Source organism: Caldicellulosiruptor hydrothermalis 108 (assembly GCF_000166355.1).
Lineage (GTDB): Bacteria > Bacillota > Thermoanaerobacteria > Caldicellulosiruptorales > Caldicellulosiruptoraceae > Caldicellulosiruptor > Caldicellulosiruptor hydrothermalis.
The window spans coordinates 886618-909344 of record NC_014652.1; the positions used below are offsets into that span (position 1 = coordinate 886618).

Annotated in this window: 18 protein-coding genes, 1 tRNA gene and 3 pseudogenes; 16 read left to right on the top strand and 6 right to left on the bottom strand. The window is 35.3% G+C overall.

The features are described from left to right. Positions 1–46: 46 nt before the first annotated feature. Positions 47–1339 (bottom strand): IS110 family RNA-guided transposase, encoded by a 1293-nt coding sequence (locus tag CALHY_RS04275; protein ID WP_013402778.1) that lies wholly within the window; start codon positions 1337–1339, stop codon positions 47–49. Between the two features lie 487 nt (positions 1340–1826). On the opposite strand from CALHY_RS04275, the pseudogene CALHY_RS04280 reads away from it, so the two are divergent. After that, positions 1827–2384 (top strand): annotated as a pseudogene (locus tag CALHY_RS04280) (IS256 family transposase); the annotation flags it as partial. Between the two features lie 248 nt (positions 2385–2632). On the opposite strand, the pseudogene CALHY_RS04285 reads toward CALHY_RS04280, so the two are convergent. Continuing rightward, a pseudogene (locus CALHY_RS04285) lies at positions 2633–3865 on the bottom strand (IS256 family transposase). A gap of 74 nt (positions 3866–3939) precedes the next feature. On the opposite strand from CALHY_RS04285, the pseudogene CALHY_RS04290 reads away from it, so the two are divergent. The 4 genes and pseudogenes from CALHY_RS04290 to CALHY_RS04305 all read left to right on the top strand — a co-directional run. After that, positions 3940–4330 (top strand): annotated as a pseudogene (locus tag CALHY_RS04290) (UPF0236 family transposase-like protein); the annotation flags it as partial. 94 nt (positions 4331–4424) lie between these two features. After that, positions 4425–4979, top strand: a complete 555-nt coding sequence (locus tag CALHY_RS04295; RefSeq protein WP_013402779.1) for a hypothetical protein — start codon at positions 4425–4427, stop codon at positions 4977–4979. Positions 4980–4985: 6 nt separating this feature from the next. Beyond that, entirely contained in the window at positions 4986–5279 is a 294-nt protein-coding gene (locus CALHY_RS04300) for a hypothetical protein (protein WP_148222342.1), read from the top strand. Then, positions 5269–5802 (top strand): hypothetical protein, encoded by a 534-nt coding sequence (locus CALHY_RS04305; protein WP_013402781.1) that lies wholly within the window; start codon positions 5269–5271, stop codon positions 5800–5802. Before CALHY_RS04300 ends, CALHY_RS04305 begins: the two co-directional genes overlap by 11 nt. 194 nt (positions 5803–5996) lie before the next feature. On the opposite strand, the gene CALHY_RS04310 is transcribed toward CALHY_RS04305, so the two are convergent. Further along, positions 5997–6072 (bottom strand) — tRNA-Arg (locus CALHY_RS04310). A 204-nt stretch (positions 6073–6276) separates the two neighbouring features. Here CALHY_RS04310 and CALHY_RS04315 point away from each other — a divergent pair. From CALHY_RS04315 to CALHY_RS04335, 5 genes are all read left to right on the top strand, one after another. Further along, positions 6277–7401, top strand: coding sequence for an alpha/beta hydrolase family protein (locus CALHY_RS04315; RefSeq protein ID WP_041723106.1), 1125 nt, complete (start codon positions 6277–6279; stop codon positions 7399–7401). Between the two features lie 28 nt (positions 7402–7429). Then, positions 7430–7801, top strand: coding sequence for a sensory rhodopsin transducer (locus CALHY_RS04320; protein ID WP_013402783.1), 372 nt, complete (start codon positions 7430–7432; stop codon positions 7799–7801). Between the two features lie 39 nt (positions 7802–7840). Then, positions 7841–9880 (top strand): beta-galactosidase, encoded by a 2040-nt coding sequence (locus CALHY_RS04325; protein ID WP_013402784.1) that lies wholly within the window; start codon positions 7841–7843, stop codon positions 9878–9880. A 215-nt stretch (positions 9881–10095) separates the two neighbouring features. Further along, entirely contained in the window at positions 10096–11343 is a 1248-nt protein-coding gene (locus CALHY_RS04330; protein ID WP_013402785.1) for a putative DNA modification/repair radical SAM protein, read from the top strand. 3 nt (positions 11344–11346) lie between these two features. Beyond that, on the top strand, positions 11347–12090 hold the full coding sequence (locus CALHY_RS04335) for a TIGR03915 family putative DNA repair protein (RefSeq protein WP_013402786.1): 744 nt from the start codon (positions 11347–11349) through the stop codon (positions 12088–12090). A gap of 57 nt (positions 12091–12147) precedes the next feature. Here CALHY_RS04335 and CALHY_RS04340 read toward each other — a convergent pair whose 3' ends face one another. Beyond that, a complete protein-coding gene (locus tag CALHY_RS04340; RefSeq protein WP_013402787.1) occupies positions 12148–13194 on the bottom strand; it encodes a hypothetical protein in 1047 nt (348 codons plus the stop codon). Between the two features lie 178 nt (positions 13195–13372). Between CALHY_RS04340 and CALHY_RS04345 the strand changes: the two genes are divergently transcribed. From CALHY_RS04345 to holA, 4 genes are all read left to right on the top strand, one after another. Beyond that, entirely contained in the window at positions 13373–14761 is a 1389-nt protein-coding gene (locus CALHY_RS04345) for an NAD(P)/FAD-dependent oxidoreductase (RefSeq protein WP_013402788.1), read from the top strand. A 107-nt stretch (positions 14762–14868) separates the two neighbouring features. Next, positions 14869–15708 (top strand): PHP domain-containing protein, encoded by an 840-nt coding sequence (locus CALHY_RS04350; protein ID WP_013402789.1) that lies wholly within the window; start codon positions 14869–14871, stop codon positions 15706–15708. After that, a complete protein-coding gene (locus CALHY_RS04355; protein ID WP_013402790.1) occupies positions 15705–17963 on the top strand; it encodes a DNA internalization-related competence protein ComEC/Rec2 in 2259 nt (752 codons plus the stop codon). The genes CALHY_RS04350 and CALHY_RS04355 overlap by 4 nt, the downstream gene beginning before the upstream one ends. A gap of 10 nt (positions 17964–17973) precedes the next feature. Then, the gene (holA, locus tag CALHY_RS04360) at positions 17974–18981 is read left to right on the top strand and encodes a DNA polymerase III subunit delta (RefSeq protein WP_013402791.1); all 1008 of its coding nucleotides are present in this window, start codon (positions 17974–17976) and stop codon (positions 18979–18981) included. 48 nt (positions 18982–19029) lie between these two features. Here holA and rpsT read toward each other — a convergent pair whose 3' ends face one another. Both rpsT and CALHY_RS04370 read right to left on the bottom strand, forming a co-directional pair. Beyond that, positions 19030–19329: a 30S ribosomal protein S20 gene (gene rpsT / locus CALHY_RS04365; RefSeq protein WP_013291003.1), complete on the bottom strand. Its 300-nt coding sequence runs from the start codon at positions 19327–19329 to the stop codon at positions 19030–19032. A gap of 118 nt (positions 19330–19447) precedes the next feature. Then, on the bottom strand, positions 19448–20392 hold the full coding sequence (locus tag CALHY_RS04370; protein WP_013402792.1) for an L-lactate dehydrogenase: 945 nt from the start codon (positions 20390–20392) through the stop codon (positions 19448–19450). 411 nt (positions 20393–20803) lie between these two features. Here CALHY_RS04370 and CALHY_RS04375 point away from each other — a divergent pair, with 411 nt between their 5' ends. Both CALHY_RS04375 and CALHY_RS04380 read left to right on the top strand, forming a co-directional pair. Next, entirely contained in the window at positions 20804–21724 is a 921-nt protein-coding gene (locus CALHY_RS04375) for an ABC transporter permease (RefSeq protein WP_013402793.1), read from the top strand. A gap of 22 nt (positions 21725–21746) precedes the next feature. Then, positions 21747–22724, top strand: coding sequence for an ABC transporter permease (locus CALHY_RS04380; protein WP_013402794.1), 978 nt, complete (start codon positions 21747–21749; stop codon positions 22722–22724). Positions 22725–22727 lie beyond the last annotated feature (3 nt).

A 22727-nucleotide genomic window follows, 5' to 3' on the forward strand; every position in this document is an offset into this window, starting at 1 on the left:
GAGCACATATTATGGTTAACTAATGTTTCATTAATAAAACAACTATTTATACGCAATAAACAGCAGTGTTATTAAAGCATCTTCGAATATGTTCCTCAGGAGTTCTAAGTTCAAAAGGTTTTTTATCACGCATAACAGCAAAGATGATACAAATAATTTTTCTCATAACAGCGCCTAATGCAACTTTTTTAGGCTTTTGTTGGCATTTTTTCTGATAGTATTCGAATAGCACAGGATTACAAGGCTTAGAATCTCTTTTGGTTCTGATATTAGCAAGAGCAATTGTAAATAAGATTCTTCGCAAGATTTTAGAGCCACGTTTAGACATTTTGTTTTTTGTGCCGACAAATTGCCCGGATTGATTTACGGAAGGATCAATGCCAAAGAAGGCAACAAGTTTATTGGGTTTTGAAAATTTTTCGAAATCACCTATTTCAGCAAGGATAGTTGCAGCGGATAGAAAACCTATGCCGGGGATAGATTGAAGAAGGTTAATATTTTCGGATATAGAAGGCTGAGTCTGTGAAGACTGCTGAACAAGTTGATTTATGGATTCAAAAATTTTGTCGATGTTTTGCTGTAAAGTTAAGACCATGTTAATATAGACTTTAAGCATAGTAACATTTGCCAAGTTGGAGATAGAAAAAGACTTAAATTCTTTAGCTTTTGCAATGAGTAGTTCGTATTTTTCTTTAGCCCATTGGTAGCTTTTTTTAGAAGTTTGCTGAATGATGGAAATAAGTTTTTCGGTGTCAGCGCCCAAGATATCGTTTGGAGTGGGGTAGTTTTCAAGTATAGCCAAAGATGTTTTAGAGCAAATGTCAGGGAAGACCTCTTTGAAATTGAGCATAATTTGGTCGACGACAGAAGTAAGTCTATATTTGTAAGAGGTTAACTCATCGCTGAGGTTGTAATACTGACGGCATAGGTTTTTCAAGCAGTCAAGGATTTCAGATGAAGGTTGTGCTGTAGTAGAGTTAGTAAGTCTGAAAGTTAAGGCAATCCACAGGGCATCAATTTTATCATTTTTTACTTTTCTAACTCCCGCATTTTTGATAGAATTAGATTGGATGGGGTTGATAATTGCAACATCCCAGCCATTAGAAGTAAAGAAGCGGGAGAGGATTTTGTGGTAATGCCCTGTGGCTTCCATGACGATGGTAGGGCGAGCCGCGAAATCCTCTTCAACTTTTTTAAGGATTTCGATAGCCCTATCAAAGTCAGAGGGATTGTTGTGATGGATAGTCAAGCGAGCGATTATTTCATTTGTAGGAGAGATAACCACCATTTCGCTGAAATATTTAGAGACATCAATCCCGGCAATAGGTTTTAAGTTCATGGCGTAAGACCTCCTCGTAAGTAGTTTTAAAATTGAATTAGGGCATGAGTTTTCCATTCCGAGCGAAGGTAAGTATACAACCTTGCAAGTGATACGAGGAACCAGCTTTAATTAGGTTTTAAGCTGGCCTCAACCAGCCAAATAGTTTAGACTTACCTGGAATGGAATAATAGTCTCGTTTGCGGGTAAGCGGGATTTAAAAATCCGCACCCAGGGGGGTAAGGACATTAAATTCCATGCCCAGATAGAAAGAATTATATCAAAGTTAGCAAGGCTGGCAAGAGGCCAGCGTTAAAGATAGTGTTTTAAAAAGTGGCTAAAGATTAGAAGCCACAAGCAGCGAGAAGTGATTTTGCGCTGCTTTCCTCTCAAAGAGGATGGATTAGAAATGTTATTTTAGTCGATGCGTCTTAAAATCTTATGTTAACCGAAACTTTGGTTGTTATTTTATTGGAATTTTTTTGATGTGTCTTACGAAAATAATTATACAAGGGGAGTGGAAGAGGTATTACTATTTTGTGTTGATGGGTTGACAGGTTTAAAGGAAGCAATAGAAGCAGTGTTCCCAAAAAGCGATATTCAAAGGTGTATTATTCATCAGCCAAGTCAATTCGTTCAAGTATGTTTCATACAAGCATATAAAAGAATTTTCAAAGGATTTTAAAAAAGTGTATCAGGCAACTAATGAAGAAGAAGCGTTGGACAATTTTTGTCAGGTAAAAGAGAAATGGGGGAAACAGTATCCTTATGCGTTTAGGAGCTGGGAAAACAACTGGAAGCTACTAACATCGTTTTTTAAGTTTCCCCCGGCAGAATAAGGAAGATAATTTATACAACAAACATCATAGAAGGAGTTCATAGACAATTTAGAAAAGTGACAAAGACAAAATCAGTATTTCCAAACGATACAGCGTTAGAGAAAATGCTTTATCTTGCAACAAAAAATGTTGTAAGAAAGTGGACACAGAGGTACAGAAATTGGGATATAATATTAAATCAGCTTTTGATAATGTATCCAGAACGTTTAAGTGGATATATAAATTAATAACAAACCTCAGTTCGCTTTTAGATTGCTTCCATGGAAGCAATCTAAAACAAATTAGAACCAGAAAAATCAGAGCAATATATCCCAGTATTAAATTTTGTCCAGCTTTTAAAAAATTTATGCATAAAAATTTTTAAAATGGTAATACTAAAAAATAGAAGGTAGACAAGATTATCCTGAATGATTTCTTACCAAGAGGGATGGTTCAATTTAAATACACAAAATTATTTACAGACCCGAAGAGCTTGTCAAGAATATTGTGTTTCCATTTCATAACGCATATAGTAGAGCTGCAATATATTGTAACTACATTTTTTAAGAGTAGGTACTCCATTTTCCCCTTGACCCGATGTAAGTTTTCTTTTTGTGAATAGATGTTTGTTTCTAAAACTTCTACAGTCTGAAAATAAGCCCCTAAGTTATTTTTATTTTTTCAATTATACTGTTAACACTTTCTACTGCATTGGTAGTATAGATATGCTTTCTTAAATCTTCAGGATACTTCATATGTGCAAGATAAAATTCGGCTTTTTCGCAAATAGCCTTTATGAATCTGGGGTATTTTGAGGAATATTGATTACAAAGATCTTTAAACTTTAAAACTGCTTCATCGAAATCAGAAGAGGAAGTTCTTAATTTATCAAGTTCTTTTTTGAAAACAGAAGCATCATCTCAAGTTTATTGTTTTCTAACGTTGCGTTGAAGGTGAACAAAACATAGTTGATGGTCGGCAAGGGGATAAGCGAGTCTAACAGCATCGATTATGCCTGGGAAATCATCGCTTACGACTATTAAGACTTTTTTAAGACCTCTTGTAATTAAGTCGTCAAAGACTCTCATCCAATCGGCTTTGTTTTCTTTGCCGAAAAAGGTATAAACTCCAAAGATGTCTTTTTTTACCTTCCAAATCGATGCCAAGCACGACATTGCAAGTAGCTTGTTTAACTTTTGAGTTATCTTTAATTTCGCTTTTGAATAACCGTCAATGATAAGAGCAAAAGCACAACCATCGAAGTTCTCTTTGTTTGAAAAGTTGAAACTCGTTTTTAAGTTCGCTTTTGATTTTTTCGATTTCGTCTTCAGGATAAGGCAGATTCATGCTTTTAAGAGTTTGGACAAGAGAACGCTCAAGAGTAACCATTGGCGACTAAAGACATGAGCAGGTAAGTAGGTAAACTATCAACTCTTTTATAGCGGTCAGGGAGGATAGAAGGTCGAAAGGTTCTAAGTGTGTGTACGAGGAACAGAAATTTCAAGACTTCCAACAGGTATTGCAAGTTTTCTCTCATAGAAGCCATTGCCTTTGTCGTTTTCGTTTAGCAAGGTAAACAGTTCTTTCTGATAACATAAAGCAATCGAGCAAGTTTTACTTTTAGCTGTTTTAGAGCTGGGCGAGTAGGGTCGTTCTTGGAACAATACATATTCAGCACTTGTTCGATAGCCATATTTTTAGCGGTTTCAAAAATTTCATTTTTCCCCATAATCGTAAACCCCCTTTGGTGGTTATTTCAATACCAATTATACAGTGGACACAATTTTATTTTAAGTCCCGACAAGGATGTTTCAAGGATGTAGTACAGAAGGGTATGTAAGCCATGTATTAGATGATAGGATGAGTTCAAGACCAAGAGGATGGAGCAAAGAAGGAGTAGAGGTAATGAATAAAGTTATTGAGTTTGAAGTATAATGGTGTAAACTTAGGAGAGGCATATTTAAATGAGATTTGTCGGAAAGCAGAAAAGAGAAACGAAAGTGAAAAAGCGGTAAAAGAGATTATGAGAAAAAGTATTAAGAGGGTAAAGAAACAGGTTGAGAAGACAAAGAATAATATACCAATTCTGGAAAGAGGAAAAGTTGGTTTGTTGTTTAGAGTATTGAAAGGCCTAAGTACTGGAGATTTCTTAAATGCACTCGTATTTAAAAAAAATTTACTTACAAACTCTTGACACTATCCGGCCTTTATACATACTTGCGATGTTGGTTCGATATGATGTAAAATATAATACAAAATAATGTTTTCTTAGAAGGTGAAATTTTCTTATGGAAAATTTGAAGATAAATAAAAACGAAGTATATTATTATTTTGGGAGATTAAATATTATTTGCTGGTATCAGGGAGAAAAAAAGAACGAATTTTTGCTAAATAGTTTAAAAAGCAATGTAAAAATTAGTTTTCGTGATTATAAATGGGGTTTTTTTAATGTAGAAAAATTCCGGTATGAGGAAACTGATTACATATATGGCTTGTTGGTAAAATATAGAAGTACATATGAAGAAGAAATAGTAGATGAAGAAAACAACGTTTTATTGAATACACTAATAACTGATAAAGCAGTAGCGAAAAGCAATTTTATATTAGATTTAGATAGTAAAATAATTGCTTATCATCCTGTTGGAAAAGATATAACTCCAAGTGCTTTTAGTCGATTTTTTTGTAAACTTATAAAAGAAGCAAATGATAATATGTTTGTTGATATTGATTTACAATCGATCAGTGACGAAGTAGAAATATTTACTGCGATAAAAAACTTCGAAAAAATAGAATTTATAGAAATAAAATTACACCCATCAAATCCAAGTAATAGACATATATAGAAAAGATTGGATGAAAAACTTCGTGAAATGGAAGTAGAATCCTATGTTGGAATATACAAAAGTAAAAAAGGAATAAAAATAAAAGAAAATGATGAAGTGTTTAGTGGAATTGTTATGGCAATAGATGGTTATGGTGAGGCGAAAATTAAGGGGACCATTAAAAATGAAGAAAAAACAGCAAGTACAAAAGAAAATCCCATAAAAAGTTTAGCTCCTAAAGAGGACAAGATAGAAATTATTAAAAGTTTGAAGTCGACATTTGACCAAATCAAAGGTAGGTTTAAGAGAAATGAAGATTAAAAACATATTTTTTTCATGGGATTTTATTATATCTGTTTTAGTTGCAATTATTATGTTTTTCATATTTCCTTGGCGAATAAACGGACTATTTGCAAAAGATATCTTTGCAGGTGCATTAACTGTTTTATCAGTTGTGTTCTCAATATATTTGGCAGCATTGGCGATAATTATTAGTTCCAGTGATAATGAATTTATAGAATTTTTAGAAAAAGAAAAAATGTATTCGAGTATTATTGATACGTTTAAAGTTACTTTAGTTGTGACTTTTTTCTCACTGGTTTTGACATCAATATTATATGGAATAACAGCATACTTTTCTATTCAATCTTCTTCAGGTTATTATATAAACAAGTTAGTATTGATTATATTTATTTTCTTCTTTTTCTATTCCTTGTTATCTGTATTTGTATCAGCTTTAGACTCTGTAACCTATTTTAAAATGAGAACCCGTTTTATTAGAATAAAGTTTAGAAAAAAATTAAAAATAAAATTAAGACCGTTAAAAAAATTTAAGATACATTAGCTCATATTTGATGGATAAAAACGAAAAATTGTTTTTGACTGCCTATATAAAAAGGCTGAGCCGACGACGACTCAGCCTGATTTGTTTTATAGAATTGCTTATAACTCTATATCTTATCAAGATGTATGTTAGCAAAATGTTTGCAAAATCACGATATTCAGAATCCTTAACAGCCTTTCAAATTAGATTTTTCCTGGCACGCCCGGGGGGAGTCGAACCCCCGACCACAGGATTCGAAGTCCTACGCTCTATCCTCTGAGCTACGGGCGCATGTGTTTTATAACACCAATTTAAATTATAAAATCAAATCAATGAATTTGCAACCTTTTTAAATATCTTAAAATATTGATATTAATCTTAATTTGCAAAACACCAAAATCATTCAATCCAAAGAAAAGTTGTAGTATAATAAGATCAAGTTCAACATTAATGCAATTAACAAGGCATAAAAAAATGATATCTGAGGGGATAATGATGTTAGAAATTTTTGAGAAATACTTTGGAAAACACAACAGCTTGTCTGAAAGCACCAAGTGGGGAGAAGAAGTTTCAAATCAGAAAACTTTTGATGAGCAAAGAGAAATTGTAGATAAATTGGCGTCGCTTCTTTACCTGAATTTAAGCCTAATATTCAGGGAAGATAAAAAATTAGAGATTGACCATGGTGAATTTAAAGAAGAGATTATTGTTGGGAAGGTAAATGATGTCTACTCAGAAGCTGTATTTTTAAAACCAAGAAATTTGAATCCGCCTTACCCTGTGGTGGTCATTTTGCATGACCATGGTGGATTTTACTACTATGGTAAAGAAAGAATATACAGGCAAGACAATACCCAGACTTTTGTCAATGAATACCAGAAAAAATTTTACTCATCATTGCCGTGGGCATTAGAGTTTGTAAAAAACGGGTTTGCTGTATTTTCTCCCGATGCATTTTATTTTGGAAAAAGAAGGCTTTCTGCTGAATTAGTTGGTCTTTTAGCAGATGACAACTCAATAGATGAGCTTTTGAATTATGAAGAAGGTTCGTATGAGTACATACGGATTTTCAATAAAATATCCTCACAGCTTGAACCTATGATGTTTAAGAATATCAATCTTTATGGTACAAACTGGCCAAGTATTTTGTTAAACGAAGATTTGGCATGGCTTAACTACCTCTTGCAAAGAGAGGATATAGACAAAAACAAAATTGTTTGCATGGGATTTTCCTTAGGGGGCTTTAGGACACTTTTTTTAAGTAGCCTCAGAAATGAAATAAAATGTAGCATCATCATTGCCTTTATGTCAGAGTTTAGAAAAATGCTTGGCAAAACTGCAAGACATACTTTTATGGTTCATATTCCGGGTTTTACAAGGGTTCTTGACCTGCCTGATGTTGCAGCTTTGATTGCTCCAAGAAAACTTTTTATTATGCAGTGTGAGTATGATAGTCTCTTTCCAAAAGATGCAATGCAGTCTTCTGTAGAAAGAATAAAAAGTTACTTTGTAAATTTTGATTGTGGTAACCAATTTGAATACAAATTTTATCCAAATGGGCATGAATTTAATTTAAATATGCAAAAAGATGCTTTGGAGTTTATGTCAAGGAATTTATAAAATCTTCAAATGAGAGGAGGTAATTAATTTGAAACATCTGGGGAAAAAGGTTTGGGTGATACCAGATGGTTACATTCCATCAGAAGGTTCAATGTCAATTCCTGGCCACGAATGTTTGTGTATAGTAAACACAGGGGATAGCGACGCAAAAGTAAAGCTTACTGTGTTTTTTGAAGACAGAGAGCCAATTGAAAGTGACTATTTTGTTGTGAAAGCCCGAAGAACAATTCATGCATGGTTAAATAAGCCAGAGCTGATAGGAGGTCTAATTATACCAAAAGAAGTTCCATATTCTCTTGTTGTTGAGAGTGACAAAGAGATTGTTGTTCAAATGTCACGTCTTGACACAAGACTTGGCAATATGGCGCTTTTGAGCGTTATTGGTTTTCCGATTGAGTAAGGGTAAGTAGACATTATATTTTAAAAGGAGGCTTTTATAATGGGCAAAATCAAGTTGAAAAAATTTTTGCACGGGGGAGACTACAATCCTGACCAGTGGCCAGAGGATGTGTGGGAAAAGGACATTGAATATATGAAATACTATAATGTAAATGCAGTTTCTATGCCAATATTTTCGTGGGCCCAGCTTCAGCCAAATGAAGATGAATTTACATTTGAATGGCTTGATAAAATAATTGATAAGCTCTATTCAGATGGTATTCATGTCATCTTGGCAACACCTACAGCTTCTCAGCCAGCATGGCTCTCTAAAAAGTATCCTGACGTGTTGCCTGTTGATATTCATGGAAGAAAGAGAAAACACGGGGCAAGGCAGAACTACTGTCCAAACAGTCCAAACTTCAAAAATGCAGCAAGAAGAATTGTTGAAGAGATGGCAAAAAGGTATAAAGACCATCCTGCAGTTATAATGTGGCATATCAGTAACGAATATGGTCCTTACTGCTACTGTGAAAACTGTGCTAAGGCCTTTAGACAGTGGCTAAAAGAAAGATATAAAACATTAGATGAGCTTAACAAGAGGTGGAACACAGCTTTCTGGGGACATACATTTTATGATTGGGATGAGATAGAAGTTCCATCGTATCTGAACGAAGAGTATGAATATATGCCTGGAAGGCAGAAAAGCTCATTCCAGGGACTTTCGCTTGATTACAAGAGGTTTATGTCAGACAGCCTTCTAAATCTTTACAAAATGGAAGTTGAGATTATCAAAAAATACATGCCAGATATCCCTGTTACAACAAACCTGATGGGACCGTTTAAGCCTCTTGACTATCACAAATGGGCAAAACATATGGACATTGTATCTTGGGACAATTACCCTTCAATAAAAGATACTCCAAGTTCTATTGCTTTCAAACATGACCTCATGAGAGGACTCAAGAGAGACCAATCGTGGATTTTGATGGAACAGACACCAAGCCAGACAAACTGGCAGTGGTACAACTCTGCAAAAAGACCTGGTATGATAAGGCTTTTGAGCTTTCATGCAATTGCACACGGAGCTGATTCTGTGCTGTATTTCCAGTGGAGACAGTCGGTTGCTTCGTGCGAAAAGTTTCACTCTGCGATGGTTCCGCATGTTGGACACCTTGAGACGAGAGTGAGCAAGGAGCTTAAAAAGATTGGCGACGAACTTTTGCGCTTAGATGAGATTTTGGAGTCAACAACTAAGAGCGAGGTTGCACTTTTATTTGACTGGGAAAACTGGTGGGCGCTTGAAGAGAGTATGGGATTTAGAAATGATATATCTTACCTTGAACATATAGATGCGTACTATAGAGCGCTATATAAGCTAAAAACAAATGTGGATGTTGTTGACCCGAAAGAAGATTTAACAAGGTACAAGCTTGTTGTTGCACCACTTTTGTATCTTCTTGACGAAGAGAGTGCAAAGAACATAGAAAACTATGTAAAAAACGGTGGAATATTTATTACAACATATCTATCAGGTCTTGTGGATGAAAATGACAGAGTAATTCTTGGCGGCTATCCAGGCTGGTTTAGGGAGCTTTGTGGTATATGGGTTGAGGAGATTGATGCGCTTTTCCCTGATATGAAAAATGCAATTATACTTGAAAAACCTATTGGTGAGCTTGATGGCAAATACGATTGTGATTTTATCTGTGACGTTATTCACCTTGAAGGTGCAAGGGCGCTTGCTTACTATGAACAGGATTATTACAGCGGAATGCCAGCAGTTGTTGAAAATGATTATGGAAATGGAAAGGTAATTTATATTGGAACAAGACCAGAGCAAAGGTTTATAGAATGCCTTGTTAAGTACTACGCTGAAAAGGCTGGTGTACAACCAATATTACCTGTGCCAGAAGGTGTTGAAATAACAAAAAGAGAAAAGAATGGGAATGAATACGTGTTTCTTTTGAATTTCAATGGTTATGATGTAATTATTGAGCTTAAAGATGAGTATTACGAGTTGATAACACAGAAGGTTTTGGGCGGAAAAGCTACTCTTGCATCCAAAGAGGTTATGATACTAAGAAGATTAAAAGGTTAAAAACTGCAGATGTCCCCTGATAACTACAGTAGAGGTGGCAGCATTGATGTTGCCTAAGTATTAATGTGTTGGTTCCACAAAGAATAATAAGAGACCCTTTCCTCTTTATAGCTGTGGGAGAAGGGTCTCTTAAATTTTTCTCTTGAAATAGAATATATATTCGGTTATTATATAGGTATAATAACTGCCCATAACTTTAAAAAGAAGTGATTTTAATGGATGTACTTGAAAAGCTTGAAGTACTCGGTGCTGCTGCAAAATATGATGTTTCGTGCGCGTCAAGCGGAAGCAAAAGGGAAAAACATTTTGGAATTGGCTCAACATTTTCTGCAGGTATTTGCCACAGCTGGACAGATGATGGACGTTGTATATCACTTCTCAAGATTCTTTTTACCAATGAATGTATTTTTGACTGTGCTTACTGCATAAATAGAAAGAGCAATGATATAAAACGGGCGACATTTACGCCTCAAGAGGTTGCTGAGCTGACCATAAACTTTTATAAGAGAAACTATATAGAAGGACTTTTTTTGAGCTCTGCCATTAAAAATTCACCTGACTGGACAATGGAGATGCTATATAAAACAATCTGGCTTTTGAGATATAAATACCAGTTCAATGGATATATACACGTTAAAGCTATTCCCTATGCATCACTTGATTTAATAAGAAAAACTGGATTTTTGGCTGACAGAATGAGCGTCAATATTGAACTTCCATCTGAAAAGAGCTTAAGGCTTTTGTGTCCCAATAAAACAAAAGAGAGTATATTAAAGCCTATGGAGTTTATAACAAAAGTAGCTGAAGAAGAGAAAAATTTTGTATCAGCTGGTCAGAGCACTCAGATGATCATTGGTGCAACAGATGACAGTGATTATAAAATAATCAACTTAAGCCAGCACCTTTACAAGAAGTTTAAGCTCAAAAGGGTATACTATTCCGCATACACGCCTGTAAATCATGACCCAAGAATATTAAAAGTTGAAAGTCCCCCACTTTTGCGTGAACACAGACTTTATCAGGCAGACTGGCTGATTAGAGTTTACAACTTTTCTGCTGATGAGCTTTTTAATGGCAAAGATGAAAATCTTGACCTTGAGGTTGACCCAAAAGTGATGTGGGCGCTGAGAAATCTTGACAAATTCCCAATTGAGATAAATAAAGCAAGTTATGAAGAACTGATAAGAGTGCCTGGTATTGGGATAAAAAGTGCAAGAAGGATAATAAAAAACAGGGTATTTCATTCTCTGGATTTTGAGGATTTAAAAAAGATGGGTGTTGTTCTAAAAAGAGCAAAATATTTTATAACTTGCAACGGCAAGACATTTGAAAGGTTTTTGATTGACTTAGAACCTGAGAAAATAAAGCAAAAACTAACAGATAAAAATTCTTTGCAAAGACCTCAGCAGCTTTCGTTTTTTGATAGGGAAGTATTTACATCTGTGATAACAGGGGAGATTTAAAAGGTGTACAAAATATTTTTGTATGACGGAACATTCGAAGGTTTTATGTGTGCGGCATTTCACATAATTTCTGAAGGTATAGATAAAGATAGGGCTATAATTGTTTCAAAAAATGAGTACCAACCGATGTTCATAGATAGTGTAAGAGAGGTTCAAAATGATTTCAAAACGTTTTTGGAAATGAGGAAGGGCATAATTGAAAAAGCTGATAGCAGTGTTTTCAAAAAGATTTACTATGCATTTTTATCAGATACTAAGGACAAAGAGGGTTATATTTTGAGATATCTATTTTTTGTATTCGAACATGGCAAAAAGATAAAGTATCTTTACAGTGATGATATAGTAAATGCAGTTGAAAAGATGGCAAAAAACGTTAGCAGGGAAATAGGAAAGTACATGGGGCTTATGAGGTTTTGTGAGACAGATAAAGGTTTTCTTTATGCCAAGTTTGAACCCAAAAACGACATCATAAAACCAATTGCATATTTTTTTAAAAATAGACTGAATGAATTTTACTGGGCCATCCATGATGTGAAGCGAAACAAAGTTGCTATTTACGATAGAAAAAAAGTCCAGTTTTTAACTTGTGACAACCTAAAATTGAAAGTGACTCATCAAGATGAGATGTTTCAGATGCTGTGGAAGAATTATTTTAAAGCAGTGGCAATTGAAGAGAGGAAGAATCTAAAACTTCAGCAGCAGAACATGCCCAAAAGATACTGGAAGTATCTTTTAGAAAAAAATTAGGTGTACATCCTTCTTTTCGGATGCACACCTTTTTGTTTTGAGCATAAGTTTAAAATTTTATTTCTTCTTTCCTTTGTGAGGCTGCTGAGGAATCTTTTTTATTTCTATTTCTATTTTAGAGTTACCTTTGCCAGGGATTGTGATTTTCTTTTCTGGTGTTGGCTGAATATACTTTTTAGGCATATTGAGAGAGTTTTTAACGATGTTTTCAATTTTGGAAAGAACATCTGTGTAAAGATTTTTTATCTCAGAAATAATGTTGACTTTTGCTTGATATAATCTTACCACTTCATTCAATATGCTTACCATTTTGTTGTAGTCGCCAGTTTTAATTGTTTGGTGATATTCATAGAGTTTGACTTTTATCTGCTTATCGATGGTATTTATCTGGTATACCTTTTGGCTTACTGTTGGTTGTATCTGGTCGACAAACTGTTTTATTTGATATACAGCCTGGTCAACTGCCTGTTGCTGCTGATTTTTATATGTCTCTTCATACACTTTTAGTTCATTAAGTTTTTGATTTAGTTGATTGTTGAGCTCTGCTACCTTGGAAGATGAGAAGTTCTTTTTGTTGAGTTCCTTTTGAAGTTGGGATATTGTCTTGTTCACCTCATTAATTATCTGCTTCATTTCCTGTGTAAAGAAATTCTTATCATATCTTTTTGCAGCTTGGATGTAAGCATTTATCTTTGCCCTAAGATGATTTACCTCAGCATTAATCTTGTTAAACTTTGTTCTTAGTTGATTTATTTGCAAAATGAGATTATTAATGGCCTTTTTCTGCTCTTTTGTAAGTTTCTGTGGTTCTTGGATATTCACATTGTCATTTGAAATAGGTGGAATCAATTCGGTGGTTGAATTTGTGCTATAAGTTGAAGAATATGTTGTGGTTGTGGTTGTCGAATTTTGAGTATTGTAGGTCTGAGAATAAGTAGTATCTTGTGTAGTTTGATAAGTTTGTGCCTGGGTTGTGCTATAGGCTGAGCTTGTCACAGTCTGAGAAGATGAAGTAGCTGATGCATCTTGGTCAGCATATACCGGCACTAATAAGAGAAAAGTAAAGATGAATACTAAAATTAAGCTTATCAGTTTTCTTTTCATTTTTTATACTTGCCTCCTTGTAAATTTTTTCTTCTGCTTTTATAATACCTCATTTATTTAGATTTTTCGTTTCTCAATTATTAAAAAAGTGTGTAAATTTTTAATAGACAAATTCTCTTATTTGGTGTAATATTTCAAAGGGGATTTTAATTTTGCAAAAAGCAAAAGGGTGAAGGATATGAACACAGTTTATGATGTCATTATTGTAGGGGCAGGACCATGTGGGATATTTACGGCATATGAGCTTGTGAAAATTTCTTCTGCAGCAAAAGTTGTGATATTCGAGAAAGGAAGAGACATCGAGTCGAGAGAGTGTCCAAAGAGAGTTACAAATGTTTGTAGCGGCTGCAAACCTTGTAATATAACAACTGGATTTTCGGGTGCAGGTGCGTTTTCTGATGGGAAGTTGTCACTATCACCAAATGTTGGCGGCAGAATTCAAGAATTTGTCGGGCAAAACAAGGCAATAGAGCTCATAAAGTACGTAGATAGCATATACCTTGAAAATGGGGCAGACACTAAGGTATATGGTACAAATAGTCAGGTGATTGAGGAGATAAAGAGGAAGGCAACTGTTGCAAACCTCATGCTTGTTGAAAGTCCAATAAGACATCTTGGCACCGAAGAGGCAAAAAAAATATACAAAAGACTCCAGGATTTTCTCCTTAGCAATAACATTGAGATAAAATTCAGAACACCTGTAAAAGACTTGATTGTGGAAGACGGAAAAGTGGCAGGGGTTGTTGCTGAGGATGGCAGTATATACCATGCAAAAAATGTTGTGATATGTGTTGGGCGTGAAGGTGCAAGCTGGCTTTCGAAAATAATAGAAAAGTATAATATCCCGTGTGAGAATAACAGGGTTGACATAGGTGTGAGGGTAGAGACGCCAAATCATATATGGAAGGGGATAACAGAGCATCTTTATGAGAGCAAGTTCATATACTATACAAAAACATTTGATGACAAGGTAAGAACATTTTGCATGAACCCGGGTGGGTATGTTGCTGTTGAACACTATGACAACTTGGCAGTAGTTAACGGTCACAGCTACAAAAATATAAAGAGCGACAACACAAACTTTGCTCTGCTTGTATCAAAACACTTTACAGACCCCTTCAAAGATAGTATAAAGTATGGCAAGTACATTGCAGAACTTGCAAACATGCTCTCAGGAGGCAAAGTACTTGTTCAAAGGTATGGTGATTTTATAAGAGGTAGAAGGTCAAACGAGGAGAGGATAAAAAGAAACTCTGTTGTACCGACACTTACAGATGCTGTTGCCGGTGATTTGAGCTTAGTTTTGCCATACAGGATTATGCTTGATATAAAAGAGATGATTGAAGCTTTGGACTATGTAGTGCAGGGAGTTGCATCGTTTGACACGCTGCTTTACGGTGTTGAGGTTAAATTTTATTCAAACGAGGTAAAAGTCAAGAACAATTTTGAGTGTTTGACAATTCAAAACCTTTATTTTGGTGGCGATGGAGCAGGAATTACAAGAGGACTTATGCAGGCGAGTGTAAATGGAGTTTTGATTGCCCGCGAGATTGCAAGTAAATTATAAGTTCATTCGTTTAAGCTTTTGAGGTGGTCTTAAAAGAGCAAAAAGGCCACCTTTTTGTTTTGTTAAGTTTAAGATATAATAAATAGGGAAAGGAAGTGCTGCTCAAAATGATTGATCTTCATGTTCACACAACATTTTCAGATGGAACGCTTACTCCTCAAGAGGTTGTAAAGCTTGCTAAAGAAAAAGGGCTTTTTGCTATTGCCATAACTGACCATGATACAACAGATGGTGTAATACATGCCATCGATGAGGGAAACAGGCTTGGGCTTAAAGTGGTGAGCGGTGTTGAGATAAGCGCTGATTTTGAGATAGAAATGCATATTTTAGGGCTTTTTGTAGATATTAACAATGAATTCTTGCAGCAAAGGCTAAAGATGCTTGAAAGGTTCAGGAAAGAAAGAAACCCTAAGATAATTGAAAAGCTTAGGCAAATGGGGTACAGCATTTCGATGGATGAAGTAGAAAAGTTATCTTCGGGAGAGATGATAGGAAGACCTCATATTGCCCAGGTGCTTGTCAAGAAAGGATATTTTTCGAGCACAAAAGAGGTGTTTGAAAAACTTTTAGGTTTTGGAAAACCTGCTTATGTAAAAAAGGATAAGTTAAAACCTCAAGAGGCTATTGAGGCAATAAAAAAGGCAGGCGGGCTTGCTATTTTGGCACATCCTCACAAGTATTTATATCTGGAAGAGGGAAGCGAAAACGTATTTTTGGAACTAAAAGAATATGGGCTTGACGGGCTTGAGGTTTTCCACTCAGACCACAGCCAAAAAGAGACAAATATGCTACTTGAGATTGCTAAAAAACTTGACCTTGCTATCAGCGGCGGAAGCGACTTTCACGGGGAAAACAAACCAGAGATTTGTATAGGAGTTGGAAAGGGAAATTTAAAGATAGATGATGAAATTTTCTACTTGTTAGAAAGCAGGGTACTAAAACGATGACAAGAAAGGCGTTATTTGTTGCCGGTTTTATGATGATAGGAATTGTTCTGGGCAGAAATATAAAAGAAATTGAGGCACTTGTATTTTGCCTTTTGCTAATTTTAGGAGCGCTGTGTGCTGCCTACTATTTTTTTCCTCAGTACTTTAAAAAGGAAAAGTTTTTGTTTATTTTATGTTTTCTTTTTCTTACGCTTCAGCTTTTCAGGACACACTACATTTTCTATGTCCACGAACCACAAAAAAATCTGGATGGGAAACATGTTTCTATTGTTGGTAGTGTGTGCTCATTTCCCGAGATAAGTGAAAAAAAGACTTCCTTTTATCTGAAAACAAAGCTAAATGCAAAGGCTATTACTCTTAGGGTTACAACAGAGTCTAAAAAAAGTATTTTTTATGGAGATAATGTGAAAGTTTCTGGAAAACTAAAAATTCCAAAAGGAAAGACAAATAGATTCGGATTTGACTACAGGGAATATTTGAAAGGCAAAGGTGCTATTTATACACTTTACTCAAAAGAGGTAGAGGTTATCTCTCAAGGCAAAAATGTTCTCAGCCTCCTCAATAGATTTTCTGCAATGCTAAATAATCTTATAGATAGGTCTTTTAAAAATGATATATCTTCACTTTTGAAAGGTTTAATTCTTGGCAACAAATCCACAATTCCAGATGATATGTACAAAGACTTTCAGCGAAGCGGGCTTGCTCATCTTCTTGCGGTCTCTGGTGGAAATGTAGGAGTGCTATGCGCTTTTGTTGAGATTTTGTTCAGAAGAATATTAAAGGTTTATGGTAAGGGAGTAAACTTTTTAATAATAGGTGTCATAATTGTTTTTGCTATCGTCACAGGTATGTCGGCATCGGTTGTTAGAGCCTCAATTATGGCGGCAATCTTCTATGCTGGAAGGATTATTTACAGAAATCCTGACATGCTCAATAGCCTAGCTGTATCAAGCGTTTTGATGCTTTTGGTAAATCCGCTTTTTCTTTTTGACATTGGGTTTCAGCTGTCTTTTTTGAGTGTTCTTTCAATAATTCTGTTTTGTAAAGGGATATATGAGTATTTTGCGAAGTTAAAGATACCAAGAGGTGTATCTTCACTTATTGCAGTTTCAATTTCTGCTCAAATTTTAATATTGCCATTGATGGCTTATTATTTTTCTGAGGTCTCAGTTATTTCATTCTTGACAAACATAGTTGCTGTACCAGTTGCAGGTGCTGTTGTACCAAGTGGGCTGTTGTATTTTATATTTTTGGTCTTCAATATAGATATATTACCATTTAAATGGTTTTTAGAAGTCTGTGTGAACGTACTAATGTACCTTTCAAGATTATCTCATGTTGGGTTTTCGCATGTGAAAGTCATTTTATGGGATGAGAAGCTAATATTTTGTTACTATCTTGTCGTGGCATCTTTGATTTTTAGAAAATTTATAAACAGGCAACTAAAATATGTGATATATTTGAGTATTTGTGGACTGCTTGTGGCATTTATCTTACAGACACTTATAAATTACAACAGGCTCATCATAAACGTAATAGATGTAGGACAGGGAGACAGTAGCCTTATTACATACAAGGGATTTTCAATGATGATTGATACAGGACCTGAGTATGAAGATTTCAGCAGCTTGAAAAGAGTAGTTCTTCCGTATATACTCAAAAGAGGGGTATCAAAACTTGACGTTTTGGTCTTGACACACAAGCACAGCGACCACATTGGAGACTTTGAATATCTGCTTGATGAGATGAAAGTCGACAGGATTGTAACATCAAAAGAGGTCTATTTTGAAAATGCTCAAAAGTTCAAAGGGCAAAAGGTTGTGTTAGTAGATAGCTTGAAAGTTTATCGCTACAAGGATTTAAAAGCCTATTTTATCCCACCGGTAAAAGAAGATGAAAATAGTTCTGTTGTTGTGAAGCTGACCTTTGGCAATTTTTCTATGCTTTTTACTGGTGATGCCTCATATGAGTCTGAGATAGAATACATGAAAAGGTTTAATTTACATGCGACCATTTTAAAAGTGGGGCACCATGGAAGCAGCACAGCAACATCTGAAGAGTTTTTGGAAAATGTAAAGCCAAGACTTGCAGTAATTTCAGTAGGGAAAGACAACATCTTTGGGCATCCTTCGAATGAGGTCTTACAAAGACTCAAAGAAAGGAATATTAAGGTTTATAGAACAGATTTAAATGGAACCATAGAGATAGTGGTTGACAAAAATAAAGTGATGATAAACCCGTATATTGTGAGGTGAAGTAGTTAACATGGCTGAAAAATCAAAAGAGATTATAAAAGAATTAAATTCGCAGCTCTTGAAAAAGGATTTCAAGAAGATTTACCTTTTTTATGGACAAGAAATATTTTTGATTGATGAATATACACGACGGTTTAGCCATGCCATAGTAGGTGGGAATTTGAACAATATAGTAAAGTTTGACGGTGAGACTGCAAATTATAACGATATAATAAACGAAATGTTTTCAATATCTTTTGATTTAGAGCCAAGAGTGCTAATTTTCAAAAACTTTTTCAAGTACGCATCTACAAACTCCAACTTAAATCTTTCTGCTATCATAGATAATATCAAAAATTTCAGAAGTGACAGTACTTATATAATCTTCAAAGAATATGAAGCAAAAGAAAACAAGTTGTTTTCTGCCCTCAAACAAATAGCATTTTCTGCAGAGCTTGTGCAGCCTTCTATGCCCGATTTGGTAAAATGGGTTCAAAATGTAATGTCTAAAGAAGGGAAAACAATCTCTGAAAATATGGCACAGGAGATTATTCTTCATTACAACAAAGACATGATGCTTATTTACAACTATTTACAAGTTCTCATTTCGTATCTTGGTAAAAGAAGCAAGGTTACGCATGATGATATATTAAAGACCTTGACCGACAACCCACAAGACCATATATTCCAGATGCTTGATGCTTTTGCCACAAAGGACACAGAAGGTGGTTATAAGTATCTGAGAGAGCTATATCAGCTCAGGACAAGTGTCAGCAAGATTTTGGCTTTGATTTTGCGTCATTTTAAGATACTTGGAATGTTAAAAGAGATGCAGGAGACAAATAAGAAACAGATTGCAAAACAGCTTGGTATTCTTGAGTTCTTTGTTGACAAGTACAAAAAACAAGCAGAAAGCTTTACCCTTGACAAGATAAAATCTATAATCCAAAAAACCATAGAATATGAGTACATGATAAAAAAAGGGCAAATTGATGATGAGACAGCGCTTGAAATGCTTTTGTACCAGATTGTAAAATAAAATACAAAAAGGCTATCCATTGAAAAGAGACTGGACAGCCCTTTTTTATTATTGAGCTTTTGATTCTGGCTGTGGTGAAGACAGAGCAGCGTACTTGTTGATTAGTTTCATAAGTCTTGATTTCTTTCTTGAAGCATTGTTCTTGTGTATAACACCTTTTGCAGCTGTCTGGTCAATGAGCTTTGCAGCTTTTGAGTAAAGTTCTTTTGCCTTTTCGATGTCACCGCTAAGCAATGCTTTTTTGACCTCTTTTATAGCCTTTTTCATTTTAAATTTTTGAATCTTATTTTCGATAGTTCTTCGTCTTATAACCTTTATCTTCTTTTTAGCAGACTTTGTGTTTGCCAAAACTTTTCACCTCCACTCAAAATTTAAGACTAATTGCTATTTTATCACGACAAAAGCAAAATTGCAACAGCTCAAAGTAGCAAAGAAAATAAAGCAAAAGGCAAGGTTTTTGCCTTGCCTATAGGTTTAAAGACTCTATCACACTTTTTATTACCTGAGCAGAGTTTTTAAGCTTTTCTTTTTCCTCATCTGTCAGAGGAATATCAAATACTTTTACAACTCCGCTTTTGTTGACAATTGCAGGAAGGGAAATTGCAACGTCTTTTACACCATATACGTCATCAACTATTGATGAGACAGGCAGTATAGAATTTTCATCTCTGATTATAGCTTCAACAATTCTTCTAACAGCCAATGCAATGGCGTAATATGTTGCTCCTTTTCTTTCAATTATTTCGTATGCAGCGTTTTTTACTTTGTTGAATATTTCCTCTTTTACTTCAGGTGAGCAGTTTTTCCCGCACAAAAGACACTCTTGCATAAAATTCACGCCACCTATGTTTGTAAGCGACCATGCAGCAATCTCACTATCTCCATGTTCGCCCAAGATATATGCATGGACATTTCTCACGTCGACCTGGCAGTGCTGTGCCAAGAGGTATCTGAATCGCGATGAGTCTAAGACTGTTCCAGATCCTATAATCTGATTTTTTGGCAGACCTGAAACTTTATACATTACGTAAGTGAGAACATCAACAGGATTGGTGACCATTAAAAGTATTGCATCCTGCGTGTATTTGATAATATTTTCCACTATCGACTTTGTAATCTGCGCATTTTTATGAGTAAGGTCAAGCCTTGTTTCACCAGGCTTTTGGTTGGCACCAGCAGTGATTATTATTATATCAGCATCTTTGCAATCCTCATAATCACCTGCCCATATCTTGACGGGTTTTACAAAGGATATTCCGTGATTTAAATCCATCGCTTCACCTTCAGCTTTTGCATAATTAGCGTCAATCAGAACAAGTTCTGTTGCAAGCCCGGCATCTACAAGAGCAAAAGCAGTTGATGCGCCCACAAATCCTGTTCCAATTATTACAATTTTACCCGGTTTTCTCATAAAATTTTTCCTCCCAAGCCCATTTGTTTTCTATCATAATTTTACCCTCAAAAGGATAGTTCAAAACACACAAAAATTTTTATGCCGTTTAAGAGTATAAATATTAATGAACCAAAAAGTACTAAAATGAAAACTTTAAGATATTAACCTTCATTTTGAGCAATGCACCAGCCAGAAATTTGAGAAAAACTTTAATAAGTATAAATAAATACATGCATACAATTCAAACGATTGACAAAAAATTGATATTTTCAGAAAATTAAACGCACATATATGTATTGATTATGCAAGCATATAGTGCTATAATTATCAACGAGAATTTTTGAAATAAATAATTTTATAAATATTCAAACAATTGCATAAATGTGCACTAGATGTCTAATAAATTAATTACCAAAGGAGAGATTACACGTGGCAAGATACATACTCAAAAGGATATTGTGGTCCATTGTATCATTATTCGTAATAATTACTGTTACGTTTTTTCTCATGCGAATGATACCTGGTGGTCCGTTCACGGGTGAAAAGACTTTGCCTGAGCAGATTTTACAAAACCTGAACGAAAAATATGGACTCAACAAACCACTTGCAGTCCAGTATGTTAAGTATTTAAATAGCCTTTTGCACGGCGATTTGGGAATTTCAATGAGAAATCAGGGCAGAACTGTCAATGAAATTATCGCAGAGACATTTCCTGTTTCTGCAAAGGTAGGTATTTTAGCTATAATCCTAAGCCTTTTGATAGGGATACCTCTTGGTATTTGGTCAGCTGTGCATCAAGGAAAGTGGCAAGACAATTTGTCGATGGTGATAGCTACAATTTTCATTACAATACCAGGATTTGTGCTTGCGGTAATCTTAATGTATATCTTTGGCGTAAAGCTTCAGCTTGTTCCTATTATGGGGCTGGATGAACCAAGAAGTTATATTCTTCCAGTTGTAACGCTGGCAGCTTATCCAATATCCTTTATTGCAAGGCTTATTCGAAGCAGTATGCTTGAAAGTTTATCACAGGACTATATAAGGACTGCACGAGCGAAAGGACTTTCAGATTTTATAGTCATATACAAACATGCTCTGAAAAACTCTTTGATTCCTGTTGTAACATACTTAGGTCCTTTAATTGCAGGAATACTCACTGGTAGTTTTGTTGTTGAAAAGATTTTCTCAATCCCAGGAATGGGAAGGTTCTATGTTGATAGTATATCAAACAGGGACTATTCACTTGTGATGGGAACCACAATATTTTATGCAGCATTTTTGATATTTATGAACCTAATTGTTGACATTATCTACGTATTTATAGACCCGCGTATAAAACTTGAGGACTGATTTTAAGGGGGAAAAGAAGATAATGGAGAGCGTATCAAAAGAACTTTTTGTGCCAGTTCCAAAAGAGGAGAGGCAGCAAGAGACAATTGTCAGGCCCAGCATGAGCTACTGGCAGGATGCATGGAGGAGACTTAAGGCTAATAAAGTAGCAATGGCATCAATGTGGACAATAGTGTTTTTTGTATTGCTTGCCATAATTGGTCCGATTGTTATGCCATACAGATATGATCAGCAAATTAGAGGGCATGAAGCACTACCGCCATCACTTACTCACTTATTTGGAACCGATGAGCTTGGTAGAGATTTGTTTGTAAGATGCTTGTATGGTATGAGAATCTCTCTTTCCATAGGAATTGTTGCAACAATTATAAATATCGTGATTGGTGTTTTATATGGGGGCATCTCAGGATATATAGGTGGCAAAGTTGACAATTTTATGATGAGAATAGTTGATATTCTCTACAGCATACCTTTGATGATATACGTTATTCTGCTTTCAGTATCCTTAAAACCTGCTTTGGAAGATCTTTTTGATAAGTATTCATTTTTGAGCGGACTTCAGACAGTGGGTGCACCACTTGTTTGTATATACATTGCACTGGGATTGACATACTGGATTTCGATGGCGAGGATTGTACGTGGCGAGATATTGAGCTTAAAACAGCAAGAGTATGTCACAGCGGCAAAGACAATTGGTGCAAGTGGTTGGAGGATTTTGCTCAGGCACCTGATTCCAAACAGCATGGGGTCAATTATAGTCACTGCTACACTGCAGATTCCAAGCGCTATTTTTACTGAGTCTTTCTTGAGCTTTATTGGCCTTGGTGTTGACGCACCTGTTCCATCGCTTGGTTCTTTAGCATCAGACGGTGTTAATGGTTTTATATCATACCCTTATAGGCTATTTTTTCCGTCGCTTTTGTTGTGTTTGATAATACTTGCTTTCAACTTGTTTGGTGATGGGCTCAGAGATGCACTTGACCCACGAATGAGAAAGTAACTT

Coding starts and splice junctions, on each gene's coding strand:
- holA (WP_013402791.1), top strand. CDS start 17,974: ATGGCTGAAAAATCAAAAGAGATTATAAAAGAATTAAATTCGCAGCTC.
- CALHY_RS04330 (WP_013402785.1), top strand. CDS start 10,096: ATGGATGTACTTGAAAAGCTTGAAGTACTCGGTGCTGCTGCAAAATAT.
- CALHY_RS04370 (WP_013402792.1), bottom strand. CDS start 20,392: ATGAGAAAACCGGGTAAAATTGTAATAATTGGAACAGGATTTGTGGGC.
- CALHY_RS04275 (WP_013402778.1), bottom strand. CDS start 1,339: ATGAACTTAAAACCTATTGCCGGGATTGATGTCTCTAAATATTTCAGC.
- CALHY_RS04305 (WP_013402781.1), top strand. CDS start 5,269: ATGAAGATTAAAAACATATTTTTTTCATGGGATTTTATTATATCTGTT.
- CALHY_RS04355 (WP_013402790.1), top strand. CDS start 15,705: ATGACAAGAAAGGCGTTATTTGTTGCCGGTTTTATGATGATAGGAATT.
- CALHY_RS04345 (WP_013402788.1), top strand. CDS start 13,373: ATGAACACAGTTTATGATGTCATTATTGTAGGGGCAGGACCATGTGGG.
- CALHY_RS04380 (WP_013402794.1), top strand. CDS start 21,747: ATGGAGAGCGTATCAAAAGAACTTTTTGTGCCAGTTCCAAAAGAGGAG.
- CALHY_RS04325 (WP_013402784.1), top strand. CDS start 7,841: ATGGGCAAAATCAAGTTGAAAAAATTTTTGCACGGGGGAGACTACAAT.
- CALHY_RS04350 (WP_013402789.1), top strand. CDS start 14,869: ATGATTGATCTTCATGTTCACACAACATTTTCAGATGGAACGCTTACT.
- CALHY_RS04315 (WP_041723106.1), top strand. CDS start 6,277: ATGTTAGAAATTTTTGAGAAATACTTTGGAAAACACAACAGCTTGTCT.
- CALHY_RS04340 (WP_013402787.1), bottom strand. CDS start 13,194: ATGAAAAGAAAACTGATAAGCTTAATTTTAGTATTCATCTTTACTTTT.
- CALHY_RS04295 (WP_013402779.1), top strand. CDS start 4,425: ATGGAAAATTTGAAGATAAATAAAAACGAAGTATATTATTATTTTGGG.